This is a genomic window from Rhizobacter sp. P2_H2 (assembly GCF_056403375.1).
Genome location: NZ_JBFUFP010000165.1, coordinates 1 through 7,924, shown reverse-complemented (window position 1 = coordinate 7,924; position 7,924 = coordinate 1). Strand labels below are relative to the sequence as shown.

General features: G+C 68.8%; 8 protein-coding genes. 3 read left to right on the top strand and 5 right to left on the bottom strand.

The features are described from left to right. The 3 genes from AC1D15_RS11730 to AC1D15_RS11720 all read left to right on the top strand — a co-directional run. Positions 1 to 521 (top strand): ABC transporter ATP-binding protein (locus AC1D15_RS11730; RefSeq protein WP_477826111.1); only part of this gene is annotated, 521 nt, incomplete at its 5' end. Between the two features lie 104 nt (positions 522 to 625). Continuing rightward, positions 626 to 1,285, top strand: a complete 660-nt coding sequence (locus AC1D15_RS11725) for a YiaD family glycine zipper/OmpA-like lipoprotein (RefSeq protein ID WP_477826110.1) — start codon at positions 626 to 628, stop codon at positions 1,283 to 1,285. Between the two features lie 85 nt (positions 1,286 to 1,370). After that, entirely contained in the window at positions 1,371 to 2,342 is a 972-nt protein-coding gene (locus AC1D15_RS11720; RefSeq protein ID WP_477826109.1) for a thymidylate synthase, read from the top strand. A gap of 33 nt (positions 2,343 to 2,375) precedes the next feature. On the opposite strand, the gene AC1D15_RS11715 is transcribed toward AC1D15_RS11720, so the two are convergent. The 5 genes from AC1D15_RS11715 to AC1D15_RS11695 form a co-directional block, all read right to left on the bottom strand. Next, entirely contained in the window at positions 2,376 to 2,666 is a 291-nt protein-coding gene (locus tag AC1D15_RS11715; RefSeq protein WP_477826108.1) for a hypothetical protein, read from the bottom strand. 183 nt (positions 2,667 to 2,849) lie between these two features. Continuing rightward, complete coding sequence (locus tag AC1D15_RS11710) at positions 2,850 to 5,555, bottom strand: ATP-binding protein (RefSeq protein WP_477826107.1); 2,706 nt, start codon at positions 5,553 to 5,555, stop codon at positions 2,850 to 2,852. Continuing rightward, positions 5,552 to 6,394 carry a substrate-binding periplasmic protein gene (locus AC1D15_RS11705; protein ID WP_477826106.1) on the bottom strand — a complete coding sequence of 281 codons (843 nt, stop codon included), beginning with the start codon at positions 6,392 to 6,394 and terminating at the stop codon, positions 5,552 to 5,554. The genes AC1D15_RS11710 and AC1D15_RS11705 overlap by 4 nt, the downstream gene beginning before the upstream one ends. 28 nt (positions 6,395 to 6,422) lie before the next feature. Then, positions 6,423 to 6,893: a VOC family protein gene (locus AC1D15_RS11700; RefSeq protein ID WP_465111782.1), complete on the bottom strand. Its 471-nt coding sequence runs from the start codon at positions 6,891 to 6,893 to the stop codon at positions 6,423 to 6,425. Between the two features lie 4 nt (positions 6,894 to 6,897). Further along, positions 6,898 to 7,924: biotin/lipoyl-containing protein (locus AC1D15_RS11695; RefSeq protein ID WP_477826105.1), on the bottom strand; the 1,027-nt coding region annotated here is incomplete at its 5' end.

Sequence of the window (7,924 nt, the reverse complement as noted above, 5' to 3'; positions counted from 1 at the left end):
ACACCGCACTGCAGTCGCTGCGCCAGCGCATCGGCATCGTGCCGCAGGACAGCGTGATCTTCTCGGCCAATGCGCTGGAGAACATCCGCTACGGCCGCCCCGAGGCCAGCGACGACGAGGTGATCGCCGCCGCCCGCGCCGCATTCGCGCACGACTTCATCAGCGCGCTGCCCGAGGGCTACCAGACCTTCCTCGGCGAGCGCGGCGTGCGGCTGTCGGGCGGGCAGCGCCAGCGCATCAGCATCGCGCGGGCGATGCTGAAGAACCCGCCGCTGCTGCTGCTCGACGAGGCCACCAGCGCGCTCGATGCCGAGAGCGAGCGCATGGTGCAGGCCGCGCTCGAATCGGCGATGAAGGATCGCACGACGCTCGTGATCGCGCACCGCCTGGCCACGGTGCAGCGCGCCGACCGCATCGTCGTGATGGAACACGGGCGCATCGTCGAAACCGGCACGCATGCGGAACTCGCGGCTGCCGGCGGGCTCTATGCGCGGCTGGCGGCGCTGCAGTTCGATCTGTAAGCGCGCGCCGACATCAACTGTTACCGACGACCGACAGACACCTGCAACATGCGCGACCGATACTCGCAATCCGCTCGCGCGCGAGACTTTTTCAGGAGAAGACCATGAACATCCGCAACTTCCGATCCGCCGCCGTGGTGCTCAGCGCCACCGCCGTGCTGCTGGCCGGCTGCCAGAACATGAGCGAGACCCAGAAAGGCACGGCCATCGGCGCCGGTGCCGGCGCCGCGGCCGGCGCGGTGCTCGGCAAGGTGACCGGCGGCAAGGCCGGCACCGGTGCGGTGATCGGCGGCGCGCTCGGCGCGGTGGCCGGCAACATCTGGTCGAAGCGCCAGGAAGAACGCCGTGCCCAGATGGAGCAGGCCACCAAGGGCACCGGCGTCGAGGTGACCCGCACGGCCGACAACCAGCTGAAGCTGAACGTGCCGAACGACGTGTCGTTCTCGACCGGCAGCGCGACGATCAAGCCCGAGCTGCGCGCCGTGCTCGACCCGTTCGCCGAGAGCCTGAAGAACGACCCGAACGTGCGCCTGAGCATCGTCGGCCACACCGACAACACCGGCTCGGACGCGATCAACAACCCGCTGTCGCTGGAGCGCGCGCACAGCGTGCGCGACTACCTGAGCACGCGCGGCGTGGCCGCGAACCGCATCGAGACCGCGGGCCACGGCGAGCGCGAGCCGGTGGCGGACAACAGCACCGAAGCCGGCCGCGCGAAGAAYCGCCGCGTGGAACTCTTCCTGCGCGAGCCGGGGCAGTCCTGATCGCTCTTCGCATGACGGAACGGGCGCCTTCGGGTGCCCGTTTTTCGTTGCGCCGATAATCGCGCCTTCCGCAGGCAGTACCCCCATGAAACAGTACCTCGACCTCGTCCAGAGCATCTTCGACCACGGCAGCTGGCAGGACAACCGCACCGGCGTGCGCACGCTGAGCCTGCCCGGCGCCTCGTTGCGCTTCGACCTGCAGCAGGGCTTTCCGGCAGTGACGACGAAGAAGCTGGCGTTCAAGTCGGCGATCGGCGAGCTGGTGGGCTTCCTGCGCGGCAGCCGCAATGCGGCGGAGTTCCGCGAACTGGGCTGCAAGGTGTGGGACCAGAACGCCAACGACAACGCGCAGTGGCTGGCCAACCCATACCGGCTGGGCGCCGACGACCTCGGCCCGGTGTATGGCGTGCAGTGGCGCAACTGGCCGGCCTACAAGGTGATCGATTCGACGCAGACGGCGCAGATCGAGGATGCCATGGCGCGCGGCTACCAGTTCACTGCCGTCTACGACGACGGCGAGGCCGAGCGGGTGCTGCTGTACAAGGCGGTCGACCAGCTGCGCCAGTGCCTGGACACGATCATCAAGGACCCCGGCAGCCGGCGCATCCTCTTCCACGGCTGGAACTGGGCCCAGCTCGACGAGATGRCGCTGCCGCCCTGCCACCTGCTGTACCAGTTCCTGGTCAGCCAGGAGAAGCGCGAGATCTCGCTGTGCCTGTACATCCGCAGCAACGACGTGGGCCTGGGCACGCCGTTCAACCTGACCGAAGGGGCGGCGCTGCTGCACCTGGTCGGTCGGCTCACCGGCTACACGCCGCGCTGGTTCAACTACTTCATCGGCGACGTGCACATCTACGAGAGCCACGTCGGGATGCTGCGCGAGCAGCTGACGCGCACGCCGTTCGCTGCGCCGCAGTTGCAGCTGTCCGATCGCATCCCCGACTTCGCGAAGACGGGCCGCTACGAGCCGGAGTGGCTCGAGAAAGTGGAGCCGTCGGATTTCGCGCTGGTGGGGTACGACCACCACCCGCCGCTGACGGCGCCGATGGCGGTCTGAGCGGCCGCGCGGGTCACGCGCGGCGCTGCACCTTCACAGGTCGGATCGCTGGCCGTCGCGCATCAGGCGGGCCAGCATCGCCACGACGGCGGTGCGTTGCGTATCCACCCCGGCCGTGCCGAGCGCCGCCAGGCGCAGCGCTGCCGGCGGCTCGACCCCGGCCATCAGGTGTTTGGCGAGCTTGGTCATGRTCAGGCCCGCGAGCATGCACTGCAGCGATGCGGCCGCTGCGTCGTCGTCGGCCACCGGCAGTTCGGTGAAGCGGGCGCTGACTGAAACCAGCGCTTCCGCCGCGCCCAGCAGTTCATCGGTGTTCATCGTCATCACAAGATCCTGGCCGCAGCCAAACCCGCGATTGGACCGGCCGGCGCGCCGGCTGTCATGAACAAGGCCTGATGAAACCTTGACGGTGTGTGTGCCGGCATGTCACCCGGCCCGGGTTTTCGCGCCCATCGACGCGGCAATTCAATTGATCGCAGCCCTGGCTTTCATCCGCTCGTCCGGCGTTCAGCGGCCGGCACCCAGCGTCACGACCAGCGCCAGCAACTCGTCGAACCGGAACGGCTTCGTGACGTAGGCTGCGAAGCCGGCCGCCTTGCCTCGATCCACGTCGTGGGCCATGGCCGACGCGGTCACGGCGACGACCGGCGTGTCCCGCAGCCGCGGATCGCGCCGGAGCTCCTGCAGCACCTCGAAGCCGCTCATGCGCGGCAGCAGGATGTCGAGCAGGATCACGTCGGGCCGCTCGGCGCCGGCCATCGCCACCCCGCTGGCCCCGTCCTGGGCAGTCAGCAGCTCCAGGTCCGGGCGGTCCTCGAAGGCGGCTTGCATCAGTGCCAGGTTGATCGGGTTGTCCTCGATGTACAGGACACGCAGCGTCCGGTGCGCCGTGCGCTGCACGGCCAGGGGCGCGCTCACCGCGGCCTCGATGTCCGTTGCCGCGAGCGGCAGCTCGATCCAGAAGCGGGAGCCCTCGCCTTCGACCGACTCCGCACCGACGTCGCAGTGCATCAGCTCGGCCAGCCGCCTGGACAAGGCCAGCCCGATGCCCGAACCCTGCACATCGGAGTCCTCCTGGCCGAGACGCTCGAACGGCGTGAAGAGCAGCGCCAGCCTTTCGCTCGCGATCCCCGGCCCGGTGTCGCTGACGGTGACCCGCACGCGTCGGCCGTCGGCGCTGCGATCCCGATGGACGACGACACGCCCCCCGACGCGGTTGTACTTGACCGCGTTGGACAGGAAATTCACCAGGATCTGCCGCAAGCGGGTGCGATCGGCGACGACCGCCAGCGCGTCACCGCCCGCATCGGCGGTCAACGCCACCTGCCGTGCGTCGGCGCCCACGCGGCACATCGACACGGCCTCTTGAACGACGGCATCCAGGTCCACCGGCGCCAGGCGGACGTTCAGCTTGCCGACCTCGATGCGCGCCAGGTCGAGCAGCTCGTCGATCAGTTCGAGCAGATGATCGCCCGCATGGCGGATCTCGGAAAGCCAGTGGCCGTGCTTGTCCGAGCGCTCGGTCATCTCGAGAAGCTGCGCGAAGCCGAGGATGGCGTTCATCGGCGTGCGCAGTTCGTGGCTCATGCGCGAGAGAAACTCCGACTTCCCGCGATTGGCGCGCTCGGCTTCGTCGCGTGCCGCTTCCAGCGCCCGGGTGCGCTCCAGCACCCGGGACTCCAGTCGACGATTGGCCTCGAGCAACGCCTCCTGGGCCTGTTTCAGCTCCGAGACATCCAGCGCCGTGATGGCCACGCTGCGCGCGCCGTCTGCCGCGGTGATCGGCGCGATCGTGATGACGTAGTGACGCGGCACGCCGGCTTCGTTGGGCAGCATGCTCTCGAAGCTCTGGCGCGAGCCGCTCGTGAAAGCGGCATGCAGGTAGCCGTTGAAGCGTTCCCTTTGCTCAGGCGGATACCAGTCCTGCGCCAGGGTCCCGACAACGCGCCGCCGCGGCGGATCGTCGCCGCGGTTGGCGAAGATCGTGCGGCCGTTCGCATCGACCTCGTAGATCAGCACCGCCGTGTGGGCCGTCAGCGCACGCAATCGGGCCTCGCTCGCACGCACTGCCGCCTCGGCACGCTTGCGATCGTCGACGTCCATCGCCGTTCCCAGCGCGCGCAGCGGCGCCCCCTGCGCGTCGCGCTCGACGATGCGGCCCCGCAGGACGACCCAGCGCCAACCCAACTGCTCATGCCTGAGCCGCAGCTCGATCCTCAGCGCCTTCGTGCGCTGGTCCGGATCGCTGCGCAGTTCAGCCGCCACGGCCTCGATGTCGTCGGGATGGACGCGCTCGCGCCAGAACGCGAGCTGCGGCCTCAGCTGCGAGGGCTCGACGCCGACGATGCGCGCGCACTCGTCATTGGCTTCGACCCGCTGCAGGGCCAGGTCGCACTCCCACAGTCCTGCAGACGCGGCCTCCATGCCGAGGCGCAAGCGCATCTCGCTGTCGGCCAGCTGCGCCTGCGACGCCTGGACCTCGAGGTTCGCCCGCCGCACCGAGTTCGACAACGCATTGATGGCCGCGACGACGGTGTCGAGCGCGTCCGGACGCCAGCGGCCGGCGGCATGCCGGTCGAGCACCAGCGGAGGATCGCCGGGCCCCGCGTGCAGGGGATCGATGCTGCGAACATGCCGCGCCACCTTGGCCAGATGCTGGGTCACCATGTACTGGAAGACGAGCAGCAGGAACACGGCCACCAGCGCGGTCTTGACGGCRTTGCCGACCAGCGCGGTCACGAGCCGGCTCCCGATGCGCGTGAGCACGCCATCGACGCTGGCGGTCACATGCAGTGTCCCGATGAGGACGGCGGCTCCGCCTTGCTCATGCATCAGGGGCACGGAGGTCTGCAGGCGCCGCTGCGATTCGGCCCGGACCACCGACCAGCGCGTGCGGCCCTCGACGTCGATGCGGGCCGATTCGATGTCGGGCAGCCGCAGCAGGCCCTCCAGCTGGCTTTGCACCGCCTCCGCGTCGAACTGCCAGACACTGTGCGCGAGCGACGGTGCGTAGCTCGACCCGATGAAGCGGAACGCGCTGTCGATCTCGCGCAAGTCGCGTCGGTAGTCGACATACAGATCGACGGCCGTGATGAACGTCGTCACCAGCGAGCTGAACAGGACCACCGCAATCAGCAGGCGCTTGGCCAGGCCGTTGCCGTTGAACAAGGCATGGCGCACGCCGCTCCAGGCCGGCGTGGACACAACGCTCATCGTTCGGCCTCGCGAAGCATGCGAAGCGTGATCTCCCGACGCAGGCGTTCCAGTTCGCCACCGGCCTCCATCTCCTGGAYGACCTTCTCCACCCGGGGCACGAGCTCGCGATGCCGCTCGTGCAGGAAGTGATACAGCGGGATGTGCTCCAGCGCCGGCGACAACGGGCGAACCACCGCGTCGAGGCGCAGCTTCCTGTTCAGCAGCACACCGCTGAACCGATCGCAGACCGCCACATCGATGCGTCCGCTGRCGAGCATCTGCATCAGCTGCTCCATCGTCGCGACCGCTTCGACCTTGCTCATCCCGCTCGTTCCACGCTCGGAGGAGCCGACGCCGCGAACGATGCCGATCGAATACGGCGCGATCGAGCTCCAGCCGTCGATCCGGAGTTCGCGCTGCTTCACGAAGGCCGATGGCTCGATGTAGTTGATCGAAGCCCGCACCGGCAGCAACGACGGAAACTCGCTCTGCACGGCGAGGATCCTGTGCACCTCCCCATCCACGCGCCCCTGGCTCGACTCGACGAGGGCCCTCTTGGCCGGCAGGTCGACGAACTCGATCGCGATGTCCAGGCGCTGGTAGACGGCTTTCAGGATCTCGCCGCCGACGTATTGATCCGGAATGTTCTCGAGGCGTGCCAGCCGCAGCACCGCCTGGGCCGGCGCCGCATCGGCGCGCGAGGGGGGCAGCGCGAACCCGATCAAGCAGGTCAGCAGCCAGCGCCTCGCCGGACTCGCCCCTACGACTGCAGAAGTGGCAATGGAATCCATGGCTGGTCTTCCTGATCCGCCCGCGTTCGCCCGAGCCCGCGGGCGCCCAGTGTAGGCCAGCCGCACTTCGGTGCGCCAGCCCCGGGGCCCGGGGTCAGCCGAGCGCCGCGACGATCTCCGGCGGCGCCTGCACCAGCTCGATCAGCACGCCCTCGCCGGCCACCGGGAATTCATCGTTGCTCTTCGGGTGGACGAAGCAGATGTCGTGGCCGGCCGCGCCCTTGCGGATGCCGCCGGGGGCGAAGCGCACACCGTTCGCCGTGAGCCACTCGACCGCGCGCGGCAGGTCGTCGATCCACAGCCCGATGTGGTTCAGCGGTGTCGTGTGCACCGCCGGCTTCTTCTGCAGGTCGAGCGGCTGCATCAGGTCGACCTCGACCTTGAATGCACCATGCCCCATCGCGCAGATGTCTTCATCGACGTTCTCGCGCTCGCTGACGAAGTTGCCGGTGACCTCCAGGCCCAGCATGTCGACCCACAGCGTGCGCAGCCGGTCCTTGCGCTCGGCGCCGATCGCGACCTGCTGGATGCCGAGGACCTTGAAGGGGCGTTGAGTTGTGCTCATGGCGTCACGCGAAACGGATGATGACCTGATCGACCGCCAGGCTCTCGCCCTTCGCGGCCGACACCTCGGCGACCACGGCGTCTTGCGTGGCCACCAGGATGTTCTCCATCTTCATCGCCTCGATCGTCGCGAGACGCTCGCCGGCGCGCACCTGCTGGCCCGGTGTCACCGCCACGTCGACCAGCAGCCCTGGCATCGGCGACAGCAGGAACTTGGACAGGTCCGGCGGCGCCTTGAACGGCATCAGCGCCTGCAGTTCGGCCACGCGCGGCGCCAGCACGCGCGCCTCGATGGCCGCGCCGTCGTGCGAGACGCGGTACGGCAGCCCCAGCCGCTCGATCTGCGCGACAAAGGGCTTGCCGTTGCAGTGCCCGTGGATCACCAGGTCGCGCAGGTTCGAATCGAACTCGATCAGGTACTGCGCGTCGCCGATGCGCACGTCGTAAGCGCCCCCTTGCGGCCGCACCGTCAGCGCGGTGCGCTCGCTGCGCCCTTCGCCCAGCGGCACGACGACGACGAAGGCATCGCCCACCTGGAACTCGTGCCCCGGCATCTGCCCGCTGATGCGCGCCGCGCGCTCCAGGTGCTGGCGGTTTGCCACCGCCGCCAGCGCGCGCAGGAACAGCGGATCGGCAGGCGTCACCAGTTCGGCCGAGAAGCCCTTCGGGAAATGCTCGGCGATGAAGCCGGTATTGAAGTCGCCGGCGACGAACTTCGGGTGCGCGAGCAGCGCCGCCTGGAACGGGATGTTCGAGTTGATGCCGCGGATCGCGAAGCCGTTCAGCGCCTCGCGCATCTTCGCGATCGCGTCGGCGCGGTCGCGGCCGTGCACGATCAGCTTCGCGATCATCGAGTCGTAGAACATCGGGATCTCGCCGCCCTCGCTGACGCCGGTGTCCACGCGCACGCCGCCTTGTTGGGCCGGCGGCAGGTAGCGCACCAGCCGGCCGGTCGACGGCAGGAAGTTGCGGAACGGGTCTTCGGCGTTGATGCGGCACTCCATCGCCCAGCCGTCGCGCTTGATCTGGCCT

Excerpts from the sequence above, each read along its gene's own strand:
- AC1D15_RS11700 (WP_465111782.1), bottom strand. The coding sequence starts at position 6,893 with ATGAGCACAACTCAACGCCCCTTCAAGGTCCTCGGCATCCAGCAGGTC.